General features: G+C 44.5%; 13 protein-coding genes and 1 tRNA gene. 4 read left to right on the top strand and 10 right to left on the bottom strand.

The features are described from left to right. The first annotated feature begins 13 nt into the window (after nt 1-13). Genes PATL_RS08695 through PATL_RS08685 form a run of 3 tightly spaced genes read left to right on the top strand, consistent with a single transcriptional unit; the run spans nt 14 to nt 2,401 of the window. On the top strand, nt 14-1,810 hold the full coding sequence (locus PATL_RS08695) for an ABCB family ABC transporter ATP-binding protein/permease (protein WP_011574526.1): 1,797 nt from the start codon (nt 14-16) through the stop codon (nt 1,808-1,810). Then, nucleotides 1,803-2,021, top strand: coding sequence for a DUF3820 family protein (locus tag PATL_RS08690; protein WP_011574525.1), 219 nt, complete (start codon nt 1,803-1,805; stop codon nt 2,019-2,021). Before PATL_RS08695 ends, PATL_RS08690 begins: the two co-directional genes overlap by 8 nt. Then, entirely contained in the window at nt 2,021-2,401 is a 381-nt protein-coding gene (locus PATL_RS08685) for a hypothetical protein (protein ID WP_011574524.1), read from the top strand. Before PATL_RS08690 ends, PATL_RS08685 begins: the two co-directional genes overlap by 1 nt. 188 nt (nt 2,402-2,589) lie before the next feature. Here the strand turns inward: PATL_RS08685 and rpsO are convergent, their stop codons facing one another. The 10 genes from rpsO to PATL_RS08635 all read right to left on the bottom strand — a co-directional run bounded on the left by rpsO (nt 2,590) and on the right by PATL_RS08635 (nt 13,408). Next, the gene (gene rpsO / locus PATL_RS08680) at nt 2,590-2,859 is read right to left on the bottom strand and encodes a 30S ribosomal protein S15 (RefSeq protein WP_006994175.1); all 270 of its coding nucleotides are present in this window, start codon (nt 2,857-2,859) and stop codon (nt 2,590-2,592) included. A gap of 109 nt (nt 2,860-2,968) precedes the next feature. Next, nucleotides 2,969-3,922 carry a tRNA pseudouridine(55) synthase TruB gene (gene truB, locus PATL_RS08675; RefSeq protein WP_011574523.1) on the bottom strand — a complete coding sequence of 318 codons (954 nt, stop codon included), beginning with the start codon at nt 3,920-3,922 and terminating at the stop codon, nt 2,969-2,971. Nucleotides 3,923-3,925: 3 nt separating this feature from the next. After that, complete coding sequence (gene rbfA, locus PATL_RS08670) at nt 3,926-4,342, bottom strand: 30S ribosome-binding factor RbfA (RefSeq protein ID WP_011574522.1); 417 nt, start codon at nt 4,340-4,342, stop codon at nt 3,926-3,928. Between the two features lie 107 nt (nt 4,343-4,449). After that, nucleotides 4,450-7,059 (bottom strand): translation initiation factor IF-2, encoded by a 2,610-nt coding sequence (gene infB / locus PATL_RS08665; protein ID WP_011574521.1) that lies wholly within the window; start codon nt 7,057-7,059, stop codon nt 4,450-4,452. A 23-nt stretch (nt 7,060-7,082) separates the two neighbouring features. After that, entirely contained in the window at nt 7,083-8,576 is a 1,494-nt protein-coding gene (gene nusA, locus PATL_RS08660) for a transcription termination factor NusA (protein WP_011574520.1), read from the bottom strand. Nucleotides 8,577-8,624: 48 nt separating this feature from the next. Next, on the bottom strand, nt 8,625-9,083 hold the full coding sequence (rimP, locus tag PATL_RS08655) for a ribosome maturation factor RimP (protein ID WP_011574519.1): 459 nt from the start codon (nt 9,081-9,083) through the stop codon (nt 8,625-8,627). Between the two features lie 160 nt (nt 9,084-9,243). Continuing rightward, a tRNA-Met gene (locus PATL_RS08650) sits at nt 9,244-9,320 on the bottom strand. 195 nt (nt 9,321-9,515) lie between these two features. After that, complete coding sequence (locus PATL_RS08645) at nt 9,516-9,821, bottom strand: 4a-hydroxytetrahydrobiopterin dehydratase (protein ID WP_041713569.1); 306 nt, start codon at nt 9,819-9,821, stop codon at nt 9,516-9,518. Nucleotides 9,822-9,995: 174 nt separating this feature from the next. After that, the gene (locus PATL_RS08640) at nt 9,996-12,680 is read right to left on the bottom strand and encodes a TonB-dependent receptor plug domain-containing protein (protein ID WP_011574517.1); all 2,685 of its coding nucleotides are present in this window, start codon (nt 12,678-12,680) and stop codon (nt 9,996-9,998) included. 281 nt (nt 12,681-12,961) lie between these two features. Next, on the bottom strand, nt 12,962-13,408 hold the full coding sequence (locus PATL_RS08635; protein ID WP_011574516.1) for a MaoC family dehydratase: 447 nt from the start codon (nt 13,406-13,408) through the stop codon (nt 12,962-12,964). Between the two features lie 297 nt (nt 13,409-13,705). On the opposite strand from PATL_RS08635, the gene PATL_RS08630 reads away from it, so the two are divergent. Next, entirely contained in the window at nt 13,706-14,491 is a 786-nt protein-coding gene (locus tag PATL_RS08630; RefSeq protein WP_011574515.1) for a M23 family metallopeptidase, read from the top strand. Nucleotides 14,492-14,638 lie beyond the last annotated feature (147 nt).

The raw sequence follows: 14,638 nt of genomic DNA, 5'->3' as shown, positions 1-14,638 counted from the left end.
AATAACGAGACTCATGCGTTCTAAACAACACACACAAATTGACGATGTCCCCTTTAATTGGCGCGTAGTAAAACAGCTATGGCCTTATTTATTGGAATTCAAGCGCCGCGTTTTCATCGCAATGCTCTGCCTTATCGCAGCAAAGATCGCCAGTATCGGCCTGCCTTTTGTCTTAAAACACGCCGTTGACACTCTAAACACGCCAGATGCAGAAAACGCCTTGGTGCTTGTTCCTTTTGCGCTCATTGCCGCCTATGGGCTGCTGCGCTTAGCCAATGTCTTGTTTGGGGAGATACGTGACACGCTTTTTGGACGTGTGACTGAACGCGCTATGCGCCGTATTAGCCTACAAGTATTTGAACATCTGCACAGACTAGATCTCGACTATCATTTAAATCGCCAAACGGGGGGATTGTCTCGCGACATTGAGCGTGGCACCAGTGGCATAAGTTTTCTGATGCGCTTCTTAGTCTTTAATATTGTCCCTACCCTGCTGGAAATACTGGCTGTTGTCGGTGTGCTTTTTTACAACTATGGCTGGAGCTTCGCGGCGATTATTTTGGTCTCAGTTATTGGTTACATCGGCTTCTCTGTAAGAGCAACGCACTGGAGAACCGAGTTTGTGCGAGCGGTCAATCAAGCCGATTCGCTAAGTAATACCAGAGCGATTGATAGCCTACTGAATTACGAAACAGTTAAATATTTCAATAACGAAGATTATGAGGCTAAGCGCTACGATGTTGCCTTAGCGGACTGGGAAACGGCACGGCGTAAAAACAGATTATCTCTTTTTGCCCTAAATGGCGGTCAAGCCACCATTATTGCTATTGCCATGACCAGCATGATGGCCGTTGCTGCATATTATGTTGCACAAGGCACCATGACCATTGGTGACTTTGTTTTGGTTAACGCCTTTACCATGCAAATTTTCATGCCTCTGAACTTCCTTGGTTTTGTATATCGCGAGATAAGAGGAGCATTAGCAAACATCGAGAATCTTTTTACCTTACTCAGTAAATCTCCAAAAGTGATCGACAATCAAGATGCCAAACCGTTAGTCGTCAGCAAAGGCAATGTACGTTTTGAAAACGTAAGTTTCGGCTACGGACCTGACAGACAAATTTTGCACGGTGTGAGCTTTCGCGTACCTGCGGGTAAAAAAGTAGCCATTGTTGGCCCAAGCGGCGCCGGTAAATCTACTATTATTAAATTATTGTTTCGTTTTTATAATGCCAATAGCGGCGAAATTTATATTGATGAGCAGCCTGTCAGCCAATTGACACAAGCCTCGTTACGGCAAGCCATCGGTATAGTGCCGCAAGACACAGTGTTATTTAATGACAGTATTTTTGAGAATATCCGTTACGGTAACCCTTTGGCGAGTGATGAAGAGGTTTACCAAGCCATCGACCACGCACATCTATCTGCATTCATCAAAGCCCTACCCCTAGGGAAAGACACCAAAGTAGGCGAGCGGGGTCTTAAGTTATCGGGGGGCGAAAAACAGCGCGTCGCCATTGCTCGCACTATATTAAAAGGTGCTCCGATCCTATTGTTTGATGAAGCAACTTCGTCTCTGGACAGTCAATCTGAACATGCGATTTTGAGTGCATTTAGAGAGATTGCAATCGGGCATACCAGTATTGTTATTGCCCATAGGCTCTCGACCATAGTCGATGCTGACAGCATCATAGTGATCCAAGATGGCCGCGTGGTAGAACAAGGTAGTCATACACTGCTTTTAGCCAATAATGGTCCGTATTACCATCTGTGGAATACACAACAAAAAGTGAACTCAAAAGATGCCTGAACAGCAACATCAACAACTCGTTGATGCCATCAATCAAATCATGCCTTTTGGTAAGTACGCCGGTCGGAAGCTGCTGGAATTACCCGAGCCTTATCTTGTTTGGTTTAGCCAAAAAGGCTTTCCCGAGGGTAAACTTGGACAACAACTGGCCCTAATGCACGAAGTAAAAGTCAATGGTTTAGAAACCATGCTTCAACCACTACTGAGATAATGAATAGACCACATCTTCGCGCCGACCGGGCGCATCGAAATACCCGTCGAAATCCTCTTCGAAAAGGTAATAGCGCGCAATATGAAAATATTGATAAACAGATATTAGCGTTGCATCAGGCTATGGTTGAAAAACTTATTGCACAACCTGAACTTCGTCAACATGTAATAGACACTATTGAATCAAGATACGCCAATGGCCAATTACGCCACGGTGGCTACCTAGTGTGGAGTTGTTTGATGGAGTGTATTGATGACACTCCGGATAGCTTCATCGAAGGGGTACTTGCTGACACGCCTCAAATGCGCAAACTTAGACGCAGAACTCCCTTCGTCAACGTATTAACAGAGAAAGAGCGCGAACAGGCATTACTCGGTTAACGACTGGCACAAAGTGGCATAACCACCTAAATAGATTCGCCGTTTTTACAAAGCCGCGGTTGAAAGGCTAAAAGCGTTTAAGCAATGACTTCAATACTAATACCGACATCATTATCTGACCGAAATTTTCTCCTTAAACGAAAAAAGCACCCGAAGGTGCTTTCTTTCAAACGCAATAAGCTGTCGAATTAACGACGTAGGCCCAAACGCTTGATTAGATCTTGATAACGCTCAACATTTTTACCTTTAAGGTAATCAAGAAGTTTACGACGCTGGCTAACCATACGTAATAAACCACGACGTGAGTGGTGATCTTTTTTATGGTCAGCAAAGTGGCCTTGAAGCTTGTTGATGTTAGACGTCAACAATGCAACTTGAACTTCAGGTGAACCAGTATCACCTTCTTTTACGCCATAATCAGCAATGATTGCTGCAGTTTCTTGAGTAGTTAGTGACATAACTTTCTCCAATATAAGAGCTAAAATACAGCAGGCCGATCACTAATTCAGCCATGCCAAGGAGCGCGTATTATAGTCACTACCAACGAATTAGCAAGGGCAAATACGACTAACCTTGCTCGGTGAACACCACAACACGTTTAGGGGCCGCTTTGTTATCGCTATCGAGCTCTGACACACCCAAGAATACGTTTCCTTCAGTGCAATATGTGCGCACCAGAGTGCCCTGGTCAATAGTGGCCTCACTAACATAAGGCACTGGCTGACCATGCAGAAATGAGTCTCTTGAAGCGGGTGTGAGTTCAACACTAGGCAGTGCTTTTACGGCGCTGTCCATGGGGATTAACAATGGGTCGAGAATATCCGTTAGGGGTATTTGCTCCGCTTGGGCTTTTTCGAGCAAAGACTCAAGCATTTCAAAGGTCACCATTTTGTCGCTCGGGTAATCAGCGACAGCAGTACGATGCAATTTACTCACATAGGCACAGCAGCCTAAAAGCTGTCCTAGATCATCAACCAAGGAGCGTATGTAAGTGCCTTTACTGCAGTGCACTTCCATGTCGACTTCATCACCTTCAAAGCGAGTGATCTTAAGTGAGAAAATAGTGATATCGCGCGCTTCTCGCTCGATGACTATTCCTTGACGTGCATAGTGGTACAGAGGTTTGCCCTGATGCTTTAACGCTGAGAACATTGACGGAACTTGTTTGATTGGCCCTTTAAACGTCTCGCATGCATCAATTAATTGCTGCTCAGTCACATTCACTTGACGGGTATCAACAACCTCACCATCAGCGTCTGACGTCGTTGTTCTTACGCCTAACTTAGCCGTAACAATATAGGTTTTATCGGCATCTAATAAAAACTGGGAAAACTTAGTGGCTTCACCTAAACACACTGGCAACATCCCGGTAGCCAGTGGATCCAGTGCGCCAGTATGACCGGCCTTGGCGGCTAAAAATGCGCGTTTCACTTTTTGCAGCGCCTGATTTGACGAAATTTCCAATGGTTTGTCTAACAACAAAATTCCGTCTATTGCGCGACCTTTACGACGTCTAGCCAAGCCTTAATCCTCTTGTTCGTCTTCATCTAAAGAACGGCCTGCATTGCGCGCGCGCTCTTTATCTTTGTTTAGCGTTTCATCTACTAAATTGCTGATACGAATGCCTTCACTTAATGAACCATCGCGAACAAATTTAATCGCAGGTACAGCACGCATACGCATGCGATTCGCCAGTAAAGTGCGGATGTAACCTTTGTTTTCTTCTAGGATCGACAAGTAGTTGTCCATGACTTCTTCGTCGTTCTCAAAAAAGGTCACGTAAATTTTTGTGTATGCTAAATCGCGAGATACTTCAACAGCGGACACAGTCACCATGCCCAAACGCGGGTCACGATTCTTGAACTCATTCTGTAAAATACTGGCGATCTCTTTATGGATTTGCTGACCTACGCGGTCGGTGCGAGAGAATTCTCTTGCCATTTTAATCTCCTAAAGCATTAAATGATGCTTTTGTTAAGACAAAACGGAGGCCTAAGCCTCCGTTTTAATTCAATACTAATAACGCGCTAACATTTTATATTGGCGAATTATAGTTCACGCTCAACTTGAACGATTTCAAATACTTCGATTTGGTCGCCCACTTTAACGTCGTTGTAGTTCTTCACGCCGATACCACACTCAACACCGTTACGTACTTCTTGTACGTCATCTTTGAAGCGTCTTAGTGATTCAAGCTCACCTTCGTAGATAACGACGTTTTCACGTAACACGCGGATTGGGTTACTACGTTTAATCGTACCTTCAACCACCATACAACCGGCAATTGCACCAAGTTTAGGTGATTTAAATACGTCACGTACTTCAGCCAAACCAATGATTTCTTGTTTGAATTCAGGGGCGAGCATACCGGTCATCGCCATCTTGACTTCATCAATCAAGCTATAGATAACACTGTAGTAGCGCAAATCGATTTCTTCGGCTTCAATCACGCGTCTTGCACTTGCATCGGCACGTACGTTGAAACCCACCACAATCGCACTAGATGCAGCCGCTAAGCTGGCGTCAGTCTCAGTAATACCACCAACACCACTGCCTACTATGTTCACTTTCACTTCAGAAGTAGACAATTTGGTCAATGAATCAGAGATTGCTTCAACAGAGCCTTGAACATCGGCTTTAAGCACGATGTTAAGTTCGCTAACATCACCTGCTTCCATGTTCGCGAACATGTTTTCAAGTTTCGCTTTTTGCTGCTTAGCCAGTTTAATTTCACGCTGCTTAGCATTACGTTTAGTCGCTACTTCACGCGCTTTACGCTCATCTTGTACCACTAGCGCGTCTTCACCAGCCACGGGAACACCCGACAAACCTAGTACTTCTACTGGTGTTGAAGGCCCTGCGATGGCAACGTCTTTACCGTTTTCATCACGCATAGCACGTACACGACCGTACTCAATACCACACAGTAAGATATCGCCGGCCTTAAGTTGACCTTCTTGCACCAAGACAGAAGCCACTGGGCCGCGTCCTTTGTCCAAGCGAGACTCGATAACAATACCTTTAGCAGAGCCTGTAGGCGGCGCTTTCAAGTCTAGTAATTCAGCTTGTAGGCTAATCGCTTCAAGCAACGCGTCGATACCTTCACCTGTTTTAGCAGAAACGTTAACGAACTGGTGTTCTCCGCCCCACTCTTCTGAAATCACTTCTAGTTGTGACAATTCAGTCTTAACACGATCTGGATCGGCGCTTTCTTTATCCATTTTGTTAACAGCAACAATCAAAGGGACACCAGCTGCTTTCGAATGCTGAACCGCTTCTTTTGTTTGTGGCATTACACCATCATCTGCTGCAACAACCAAAATAACGATATCGGTTGCTGTGGCACCACGTGCACGCATAGCAGTAAACGCGGCGTGACCTGGAGTATCTAGGAAAGCAATTCGGCCGTTGTCAGTTTCAACACTGTAAGCACCGATATGCTGAGTAATACCACCTGCTTCACCCGCAGCGACTTTCGCGCGACGAATGTAATCTAGCAATGATGTTTTACCATGGTCAACGTGACCCATAATCGTTACAACTGGTGCACGCGACGCAAGCTCAGACGATATTTTGTCAGCCAACAATTCGTCTTCTAAGGCGTTATCGTTCACTAATTCGTATTTGTGACCCATTTCTTCCACTACGAGAACCGCTGTTTCTTGGTCTAGTACTTGGTTAATGGTCGCCATCTCGCCCATTTTCATCATCGCTTTGATGACTTCAGTCGCTTTAATGGCTAACTTGCTAGCTAAGTCACTCACCGTGATCGTTTCGCCTAGACGAACGATACGCTCAACTGGCTGCGCTGGCTTGTTAAACGCATGCTTAAGGTCTGAACCTGCATTGCGTTTTGACTTTTTACGACGACGTCCGCCACGCTCGATTTTAATATCATCAGCATCTTCAGCTTCTTGTGCGTAGCGATTACTGTGCACATGCACTTCTTCCGCTTCTTGCTTCTTACGACGCTCTTCTTCTTCTTTCCAGCGACGTGAGTTTTCTTCAGCAAGTTTGCGCGCTTCATCAGCAGCTTTTTTCGCATCTTCTTCAAGCTTACGTTGAGACTCTTGTTCTTGCTTCTTACGGATATTTTCCGCTTCAGTGCGAACACGCTCTTGTTCTGCTTTTTCTTCAGGGCTTAACGCTGATTCTTCGGCTTGGCGCGCTTCTGCTTCTTTTTTCGCTTTTTCAGCACGGGCAAGACGTTCAGCTTCCGCTTTCGCTTTAGATTCAGCGGCTTTCTTCGCTTTCTCTTCAGCAGCTTTTTTCGCTTCTTCTGCGGCCGCTTTTTCAGCTTCAAGTTGCGCTTGTTGCTCTGCTAGCGCGCGCGCTGTTTCTTCTTCTGCCAAACGTGCTTCTTCTACATCAGTACGTTTAACATAAGTACGCTTTTTACGTACTTCAACTGTGACCGCTTTCGACTTACCCATATTCAGAGTACTGGTCGTTTTGCGTTGTAATGTCATTCGCTTAGGCGCTTCAGAGCCCGTACCGCCATGTTGTTTGCTTAAATAATCCAACAGCTGACGTTTTTCGTCTTCAGTCACGTTTTCATTTGCCGCTTTAACAATATCAGCATCTTTAAACTGCTTAACTAAGCGGTCAACCGAAGTGCCGATATCGGCGGCGAGTTTTTCAATGGATACTTCTGCCATATTCGTAATTCCTCTTGGTGACCCTATTCTTCGTTAAACCAGACAATGTTACGTGCAGCCATAATTAACTGGCCCGCTTTTTCTTCGTCTAGTTCTTCAATATCGCTGATCTCATCTACGCCTTGCTCCGCAAGTGCTTCAAGATCGGTAATGCCGCGACTTGCCAATGTGTAGGCAACATGGCGTTCCATACCGGCTAAACTTAATAGCTCTTCTTTTGGTTCAGAGGCTTCCAATGTCTCTTCGTTCGCTAACGCTTGCGTGGTGAGTGCTGCGCGCGCTCTGCTACGTAAATCATCAACAATGTCTTCATCAAGACCGTCTATTTCAAGTAGCTCATTAATGGGTACATAAGCGATTTCTTCAAGCGTAGAGAAACCTTCATCAACCAATACCGCTGCAAACTCTTCGTCAATATCAAGACCATTAACGAACACAGCTAACACTTTTGAATTTTCTTCATCGTGTTTGTTGTTTAAGTCTTCGACCGTCATCACGTTTAATTCCCAGCCAGTAAGCTGAGCGGCTAAACGGACGTTTTGACCACTACGACCAATCGCCTGAGCTAGATTGTCAGATTCAACCGCAACATCCATGGTGTGGTTATCTTCATCAACAACGATGGATGCAACCTCAGCCGGCGCCATTGCATTGATAACGAATTGCGCTGGATTGTCATCCCACAATACGATGTCTACACGCTCGCCACTTAATTCGCTGCTGACTGCTTGTACGCGTGAACCACGCATACCTACACAAGCTCCTACTGGGTCAAGACGTTTATCGTTGGTTTTAACCGCGATTTTAGCGCGAGAACCAGGATCGCGAGCAGCGGCCTTAATTTCTAAGGTTTCTTCTGCGATTTCAGGCACTTCCAGTCTAAACAACTCAACCAGCATGTCTGGGTGTGTACGGCTCACAAACAATTGAGCACCGCGTGCTTCAGGGCGAATGACGTACAATAATCCACGTACTCGGTCACCTGGGCGGAACGTTTCACGAGGTAACATATCGTCACGGTAAATTACGCCTTCCGCGTTGTTACCCAAGTCTATGATGATGTTGTCGCGATTGACCTTTTTAACGGTACCAGTGACTAAGTCACCCACACGCTCTTCGTATTCAGCCATCACTTGGGCGCGCTCAGCTTCACGTACTTTTTGTACGATAACTTGCTTAGCCGTTTGTGTGGTTATACGGTCAAATTTGATTGATTCGATTTGATCTTCAACATAGTCACCTAGTTGAATGTCAGGCTCATCAATTTGAGCCGCAGAAATAGTCATTTCTGCAAAAGGATTCTCTTGCTTTTGATCATCAGCGATAACCATCCAACGACGGAACGTATCAAAGTCGCCAGTAATACGGTCAATAGCAACACGTACTTCAATTTCGCCTTCAGTTTTCTTTTTAGTAGCACTTGCAATGGCAAACTCTAACGCTTCAAAGATTTTTTCTCTTGGAACTTGTTTTTCATTTGAAACGGCTTCCGCCACTAACAAAATTTCTTTATTCATGATTGCCTCACTGATTATTCTTTAGCAAAAGCCTTAATGGCCATCTACTCAATCAAACGTTGGAACAACATTGCCTTTTTCAATATTGGCAAAGGCCAATACAAATTCTTGGTTATCCACTTCTATGGTTAACATGCCATCGGCTTCGGACAATAACTTACCTTTAAAGTTACGTCTGTCTCCCATTGGCATCTTTAATCGTAATGTGACGACTTCACCCACTGATTCGATATAATGTTGTAACTTAAATAAGGGACGTTCCATGCCCGGCGAGGACACTTCTAAGTTGTATTCGGTATTAATCGGATCTTCTACATCAAGTACGGCACTCACTTGATGACTCACTTCTGCACAATGATCGACTGAAATACCGTCAGGGTGATCAATGTAAACGCGCATGGTTGAATGTTTTCCAGCGCGAACAAATTCAATCCCCACCATTTCAAAGCCAAGCGCCTCAACAGGTGCGGTCAACATTTCAGTTAATTTCTGTTCTAGTTGTGACAAAACTCACGCTCCAAAAACGAAAAAAGGGCCATAAGCCCAGAATAAATTAAAAACAGGATAAAAAGGATAACAAAAAGCCCCGTACAAGCGGGGCTTTTTGTTTCTGGACCCTAGTCCACTATTCTCACTGAAAATTGGCTGAGTGCCAAGTTCCAAAAAGTGGTTGCGGGAGCAGGATTTGAACCTACGACCTTCGGGTTATGAGCCCGACGAGCTACCAGACTGCTCCATCCCGCGCTTGAAATCTTTTTCGATAAGAACACTATGCATTGCGTGTCGCGTCTCGAGTGGGGCGTATTATACATAGCTAACTGAAACGCGCAAGTCTTGTGAAGCATAAAACTCAAATAAATCCAGAAGGTTTATTAGATTGTATGCAATTCGTACAAAACCACTGATTACACAATGCGCTAAGCCAAATTACACAGCTAACTAGACCTGCAATAGGTCCATCTTAGACGCCAGTTTAAAATCCAATTCACTTAAACCACCAACATCATGCGTAGTGAGTTTAACCTCCACTTTATTATATACATTGAACCATTCAGGATGATGATTGAGTTTTTCCGCCCAAATGGCGATTTGACTCATCCAGCCGAACGCACGAATAAAGCTCTTAAACTTGAAGTTCTTGGCAAGTTTACCATCGTTAATGTGCCAGTGTTGTTCTGCTGGCAAGCCTTGGTTGAGCGCAATTAACTTAGTTTGCGTTTCACTTTCTGATAATTTATCTACCATGTAATCCTCCTTTTTGCGATTCATTGAATTGTTTCACACTGTCTATCATGCCGTTAGCCGATCAAAATGAAAGCAAAGGCATGATTTACCTAGATGATATTCGGTCACTTAAGTTTACAAAACAGTGAAACAAAAAAACCTGCCGAAGCAGGTTTTTTATATAAATTACTGAGTTTAGAATTCGACGGCGAAGCGCGCGTATATTTGACGCCCTCTTGGGTCATGCACCTTACTGTCAAAGCCACTGTTAGTGAATAACTGTGGCGGCTCTTCATCTGTGATGTTGATACCACCCACAGACAATACATAGTTGTTCTGGGTATCGAACAAAGTACCCAAATTAACGTTGTACTGAACATCGTAGGTCACTTGGCTATCAACTCCTTTAAACCCTCCTAATCCTTCACATGAACCTGTATTGACGCTGCCATCAGCACAGTTTTGGTCGTCATCATAACTGTCAATATAACGGGCAAAGATATTGGCAGAATGAGCACCCGAGGACCAATTTAGCCCAAGATTTAAACGTAGCTCAGGAGAAGAAGTACCTATATTTGTAAAGTTTCTGCGCCCTGCCCCATCGACTTTACCTGCTTGCGGGTCGTTTAGTTCATATTCCAGAATGTAAGTAGCATTGATTGACGGCACAAACATACCAGCGTCCGTATCAATCTTATAACTGGTCACAAAGTCTAGACCAGAGGTTTCAAGAGAGCTTGCATTAACATAAGTATTGTTAACTTGTGTTAACGGGCCGGTTAGTGGGTCACCTGCACGAACAACACGCTCAGGATCGCTTGGGTCTAAGTTTAATACAGCCTGCGGATTTTCTTGAATAATCAAATCCTCAAACTCGAAGTTCCAGTAATCCACTTCAATAGAAAAGTCGCTAATCGGCTCGAACGACACACCAAGGTTGTATGCGGTAGATTCTTCAGGTTTTAAGTCTTCATTCCCTACAGTACGCACTGCAGCGAATGCATTTGCACCGATAAGCGGGTCAACGAGTTGTTGTAGTGAGGTGCCGCCACCATTTCTTAAAAATACCGTTGGCGCTCTGAACGATGTTGATATTGAACCTCGTAAAGACAATTGTTCACTGGCGCGATATGAAAATGCCACTTTAGGGTCAATCGTATCACCAATGGTGCCGCCGTAATCTTCGTAACGCACAGCGAGCTGAATATCTAGATCGTCAGTTACCGGTAGTGCCATCTCAGCAAACGCAGCCCACACATCTAATGAGCCGTCAAAGTCAGGGTTACCAATTACAAACGTAAAGCTGTCTTGATTAGCCAGTGCATCGTAATCTTGGCTCAAGGATTCATCACGGTATTGCATACCAAATGCGAGACCTGCCGCTCCGCCATCCATATCAAACACATCGAATGACATAAAGCCTTCAAATACTTGTAAATCAGCTTTTGAATCGATGGTTTCAAGACCCGTAAATGAATCAATTACGTACTGAGAGTTGGGTGCAGTTGTGTACGATGTCGCGAAAGGATTGAAGTATTCGCAATCCCCTTCCCCGGGAGTACCCGTTAACGGATTACATTGTCCGCCGCCCAAACCGTTCAACGCTAAGTTGAACTCGGTGTTCAACACATCCGGTACACTGAAGAAAAAGTCGTTGGTAGCATTGGTGTAACTGACTTCCCAAAAACCATGCTCTAGCTCACCCTGCAGCGCGGTGTTAAAACGAAATGTATCGGATTCAGTATTAGCGAAATCAGGTGCTTTACCGTTACCTTCAGCACGGCCGAAAAAGGTCACAGCTTGTCCAAACGGGTTTTCAGGATGATCAGCAGGCACAACGGGCCCAGTAAGAATTGGGAAACTTGGTGCGCCACCACGAGATGCACGGTTACGCGCAAAGCTAACTTCTGTGGTCCAACTCATTTCGTCCGTCAATTCATATTCTGCTTTCACATAAGCGTTGAGACGAGATTCATCTGGTACGTATGAATAATCTTTACCGAAATCAAACATACAAAGGCCTACATCTAGGCCAGGCACAGTGCCAGGAGGCGCTAACACATTGGATGCACCACCAAACTCTTCACACCCATAGGGGTCAATAAAGGGTGTAGCACCAATAAAGTACGAGCCTGGATTACCTAACGCACTGCTGTCATCTTGGGGGCGGCTCAAACGACGGTCTTTTATAAATAAAGGGGAACGATTGGTGTAACTTACCGCAGCGATAATGCTGCTATCCTCACTACTGGTGCCCCACAACCCTTGCAATACATACTCTTTATTATTGCCATGAGCACCGTCTTGATAATCCGCGCTAAGTTTCACGCCGTCATAATTGCGTTTTGTTATAAAGTTAACTACCCCGGCCACAGCATCCGAACCATATAAAGCAGATGCACCATCTTTAATGATCTCCACACGGTCAATCGCAATCATAGGAACGAGTGAGCTAGTATCAACGAAATTTAGTCCATTGTTGGTCGGTTGGGCGTTAACCACTTGACGTTTATTGTTTAGCAAAACCAACGTCGATGCCACACCTAGACCACGAAGGTTAATATTTGACGTACCGGCTGTCGCATTTTGCGTAAATGCGTCGGGGTTATTTTCAGCCCCAGTGTTAATGGTTAACGTTTGGGTAATATCAGCGATATTTTTCGCGCCAAGGGCGTCAATTGCAACGCTGTCCACGACGGACAATGGCGACGGCGATTCAAAGTTTTCACTGCGGCGAACGAAACTACCGGTCACCATGATCATTTCGATGTCTTCTTTTTTCTCTACATCAGCTTCTTGGGCTAATACTGTAGGCGTAGCAAATAAAAACTGTGCGGAAATGGCCGCGGCTAAAGCACTGACTCGTGTATTTATCTTCATTGTGTGTTCTCGAGGTAATTATTAGATTCAAATCGAGCGTGTTAACAACGGACCTTTCCAACCACTCAGACCGCGCGTCAATATTGTCTAATAGTTCTAATTCCAACCAGTAAGTGACTGATTCTCGGGCGCTAAACTAACGCGTCACAATGATAGTAGGGGGGGATTCGCTCGATGTAAACGCAATGTTACTTATATGTAAACATTCGTTCAACTCATGGTCGGACCAGTCTAAAAAAGGAGAGCAACCTAACAGGTAAAAAGATTGCTCATACTAAAGTTTAAGCCAGTAACATCATTAAAAAAGTGCCTACTGCTGCGGGCTTGTCTCTGCCTTTAATTTCTATCTGGGTGTCAAAGCTAAATAAAGTGCCTAACGGCTTCTTTTCTTTCCTCGCAAGAGAAGAGACAAAGCGAATCTCATCGTTGACACGCACTGGCTCTAAAAAGCGTATTTTATCTATCCCGTAGTTCAATACAGTTTGGCTGGCAGAATCGAGCTGAACCATGTGGTAGAAGGACTCAGGCATGAGTGTCACACTCAAATAACCGTGGGCAATAGTAGTTTTAAACGGACTTTCTTTTTCACAGCGCTTAGGATCAATATGTATCCATTGATGGTCACCTGTGGCATCAGCGAATAAGTTTATTCGCGCTTGATCTATTTTTAACCAAGCGCTTGGCGCTAACTCTTCACCGACTTCAATTTGTAATAAACCCTTGGCCATCATTGGCTCCTTTAGATTGTAGTTTGGTCATGCTTACGCTAGCACCCAGTCTCTGGAGAAGACAACTCACCTGAATTTATTTAGATGTATAAACTAAGTATGAGGAAAAAACTCGCGCATTAAATGAAATACATTGTTGATATATAGTAAACATTCACGCTCGTGATGACTCTGGTACTAGTCTGGTGGGTAGGTGCTGTGTTCCATGTGATATTTTCTAACAAAAGAAATTTATTCCTACTTTTAGGGTCTGCATATAGACGCAATTAGACGTCAATAATCACCAAGAGGACCCAAATGGTTAGACATTGGTTAGTTATCGCACTTTTATCTTGTGTCTCACATGTCACCCAAGCCTACTGCATAGATGATTGGGCATGTTTTGAAAAGGTTAAGCACGACGAGGTAATAGAATACTGGTTAAGCAACAACAAGCCCTACCCCATCACCTCTACGCTCGATGTGAGAACACAAAACCTTAAAACCGAGAATGCAGCTAAAGAGCGATACATCAAAACATTGGTTTTAGGACCCTTAGAGCGCGTTAAAATTTTGACGTTGCAGCCGATTGATAGCGCTCGCCCATTGCATAGCAAAGAAGATTTTTACTGGACCCCAGGTATCGAAGACGCCCAACACGATGATAGTTACCAATATGCGTTACCTTATGCAAAGGGCCAGACATTTAGGGTCATGCAAGGATTTAACGGCGGCTATAGCCACCAAGGGGCATCGCGATACGCTGTGGATTTTGCAATGCCAATAGGTACGCCTATCCATGCGGCACGTGGTGGTCAGGTGATCGACTTACAGCAAAAACATGACAGAGGTGGTGCCGCTAGGAGTTTCGCCAGATACGCTAATTTCATCACTGTACTGCACGATGACGGCACGACAGGTGAATACTATCATTTGCGCCTAAATGGTGTAGTGCCTACCCTTGGACAAGATATTAAACGAGGACAACTTATTGGTTATTCAGGTAATACCGGCTTCTCCTCCCTGCCCCATTTGCATTTCGCTGTCTATCAAGCCAAAAGTTTTGGTAAGTACCAATCAATAAAAATAACGTTTGAGAAGTGACCCGCCAGTTCCCTGTAGGATCATCCTGTAATTTACCTACCAGTAAAAGCTAGAGCGTTTTTTATTTTATCCACGTTTAATCATCACTTCTATTTTCAAAAAAAAACCCTATCCAATTGATTTGACTCGTCCTTTGTATGCTAAAAC

Source organism: Paraglaciecola sp. T6c (assembly GCF_000014225.1).
Lineage (GTDB): Bacteria > Pseudomonadota > Gammaproteobacteria > Enterobacterales > Alteromonadaceae > Paraglaciecola > Paraglaciecola atlantica_A.
Note: the sequence above shows the minus strand (reverse complement) of the source record. Positions and strands in the feature narration are given on the sequence as shown.

Coding starts and splice junctions, on each gene's coding strand:
- PATL_RS08685 (WP_011574524.1), top strand. CDS start 2,021: ATGAATAGACCACATCTTCGCGCCGACCGGGCGCATCGAAATACCCGT.
- PATL_RS08630 (WP_011574515.1), top strand. CDS start 13,706: ATGGTTAGACATTGGTTAGTTATCGCACTTTTATCTTGTGTCTCACAT.
- PATL_RS08690 (WP_011574525.1), top strand. CDS start 1,803: ATGCCTGAACAGCAACATCAACAACTCGTTGATGCCATCAATCAAATC.
- PATL_RS08640 (WP_011574517.1), bottom strand. CDS start 12,680: ATGAAGATAAATACACGAGTCAGTGCTTTAGCCGCGGCCATTTCCGCA.
- rbfA (WP_011574522.1), bottom strand. CDS start 4,342: ATGGCAAGAGAATTCTCTCGCACCGACCGCGTAGGTCAGCAAATCCAT.
- PATL_RS08645 (WP_041713569.1), bottom strand. CDS start 9,821: ATGGTAGATAAATTATCAGAAAGTGAAACGCAAACTAAGTTAATTGCG.
- infB (WP_011574521.1), bottom strand. CDS start 7,059: ATGGCAGAAGTATCCATTGAAAAACTCGCCGCCGATATCGGCACTTCG.
- PATL_RS08695 (WP_011574526.1), top strand. CDS start 14: ATGCGTTCTAAACAACACACACAAATTGACGATGTCCCCTTTAATTGG.
- PATL_RS08635 (WP_011574516.1), bottom strand. CDS start 13,408: ATGGCCAAGGGTTTATTACAAATTGAAGTCGGTGAAGAGTTAGCGCCA.
- rpsO (WP_006994175.1), bottom strand. CDS start 2,859: ATGTCACTAACTACTCAAGAAACTGCAGCAATCATTGCTGATTATGGC.
- nusA (WP_011574520.1), bottom strand. CDS start 8,576: ATGAATAAAGAAATTTTGTTAGTGGCGGAAGCCGTTTCAAATGAAAAA.